The 1,953-nt window shown below is 26.9% G+C and carries 2 protein-coding genes and 1 tRNA gene; all 3 read left to right on the forward strand.

The genetic code is table 11. The features are described 5' to 3' along the window. Window positions 1–104: 104 nt before the first annotated feature. Complete coding sequence (gene rpmG / locus ON17_RS00760) at window positions 105–254, forward strand: 50S ribosomal protein L33 (protein ID WP_017191576.1); 150 nt, start codon at window positions 105–107, stop codon at window positions 252–254. A gap of 18 nt (window positions 255–272) precedes the next feature. Next, window positions 273–1,535, forward strand: coding sequence for an aminopeptidase P family protein (locus tag ON17_RS00765; RefSeq protein ID WP_017191577.1), 1,263 nt, complete (start codon window positions 273–275; stop codon window positions 1,533–1,535). Window positions 1,536–1,580: 45 nt separating this feature from the next. Then, window positions 1,581–1,654: transfer RNA gene (locus ON17_RS00770), tRNA-Cys, on the forward strand. The last annotated feature ends 299 nt before the right edge of the window (window positions 1,655–1,953 follow it).

Consider the following 1,953-nt stretch of genomic DNA (forward strand, 5'->3'; position numbering starts at 1 on the left):
ATTTATTATATTTAATAAAAACTTTTTAATGAGTTTTTATGGTCTTTATTATTGAGGATTATTTTTAATGAGTTAATAATATAAGAAGTTTAGAGGGTATAAAAATGAGTGAATTAGTAAAATTAGTTTGTATAGATTGCGGTAGAGAGCATTATTATACTTACAAAAATAAAAAACAACATCCAGGGCGTTTAGAATTTAATAAATATTGTCCGTCTGAGCGTAAACACACTATCCAAAGAGAAAAAAAATAAAAAAGTTGGATTTAAAAAATGTCTGTATTTTATCAAAAAAATCGTCAATCATTGCTTCAAAAAATTGAGAATAATAGTCTAGTATTGTTTTTTTCTGATCAACATCAGTTTAACGAAGAACTTTCCGCTAAGGCGGAATTTGAAGTTAATAAAAATTTTTATTATTTAACTGGTATAGAACAGAAAAATGTAGTTTTATTAATGGTTAAAAACGAACAAAAAGAAGAAGTTTTTTTGTTTTTAGACCCAGTAGATCCTGTGAAAAAATTATGGGATGGAGAAACTTTAAGTTTTGCCAAAGCTGCGGAAATAAGTTCTATTCTTGTTAAGAATTGTTTAGATATTAACCTTTTGGAAACTTTTGTATTTTCTTTATTAAATATTGTGAAAATTAGTAAATTCGGTTATATGGAAAATATTTATTTAGATTTATCCAAATTTAAATTAAAAGACAATCTTTCTGTATCTTTAAAAATGGCTAATTTAATTCAAACAAATTATCCTTTTTTAAGAATAAAGGATAATTGTCGTTTAGTAGCAGATTTAAGGATCACTAAACAACCAGAAGAAATCACTTTAATTCAACAAGCTATTGCTTTAAATAAAACAGCTTTAGAGGGAATAGCGCAAAAAATGCAAACAGGATTGTATGAATACGAAATATCGGCTTTTTATCATTATGCTTTAGAAAGTCATGGTGCAACCAACTCTTTTCACACTATTGTGGCTTCTGGCAATAATGCGACTATTTTGCATTATAACCAAAAAAAGAGTCCTATTGGTGCGAATGATTTAGTTTTGATAGATTGTGGGGTTCGTTATCAAAATTATACTTCTGATGTTTCTCGTTGTTTTCCTGCTAGTGGAAAATTCACCCCTCAACAAAAACAAATTTATGAAATTGTTTTAAAAGCGAATAAAAAAACTATTGAATGGATCAAACCAGGACATACTTTTGCTGAAATGAATCATTATGGTAAACAAATTTTAAGCGATGGGTTAAGTGGATTAGGTTTTTTAAAAAAAGACGAATCTATTGATAAATATTGTTATCACGGTTTAGGTCATTATTTAGGTTTAGAAGTGCATGATGTAGGTAATTCTTTTGAACCTATTAAGGAAAATAGCATTATCACTATCGAACCAGGTTTATATTTACCAGAATTAAGTTTAGGCATCCGTATTGAAGACGATGTTTTAGTTAGTTCCAACGGTAATGTTAATTTAACTCACAATATTCCTAAAGAAATAGATGACGTTGAAAAATTAATGACAAAATAAATAACTATTATAAATAATAGCTATTTATTTTGTTAAAGTACAAATGGCCCTGTAGCCAAGTGGTAAGGCGTGGCTCTGCAAAAGCTTGATCATCGGTTCAAATCCGTTCAGGGCCTCCATCATATAAAAATTAAGAATTAAACGAATGGTAAATATATTTAACGATATATTTATTTCCTCCAAATTATAAAGGTATAAAAAAATAATTCATCTGTATTTATTAGTTTTTAGTTGAAAATAGGTAAATTATCAATATAACAAATATCTTTTTTTTATCATGTTAATATCGTTTTTGGTGTATTCGCATGATGTTTTTTAATAACTTTAAAATTTTTGCCTTTTGTTGTTAATTTTAAAGCCTAGAAATGAGGTAACAGATTTCTATGATCAAAAAGGATAATAAATTTTTAAAATATAT

The organism is Poinsettia branch-inducing phytoplasma str. JR1, assembly GCF_000309465.1.
Taxonomy (GTDB): Bacteria; Bacillota_I; Bacilli_A; order Acholeplasmatales; family Acholeplasmataceae; genus Phytoplasma; species Phytoplasma pruni.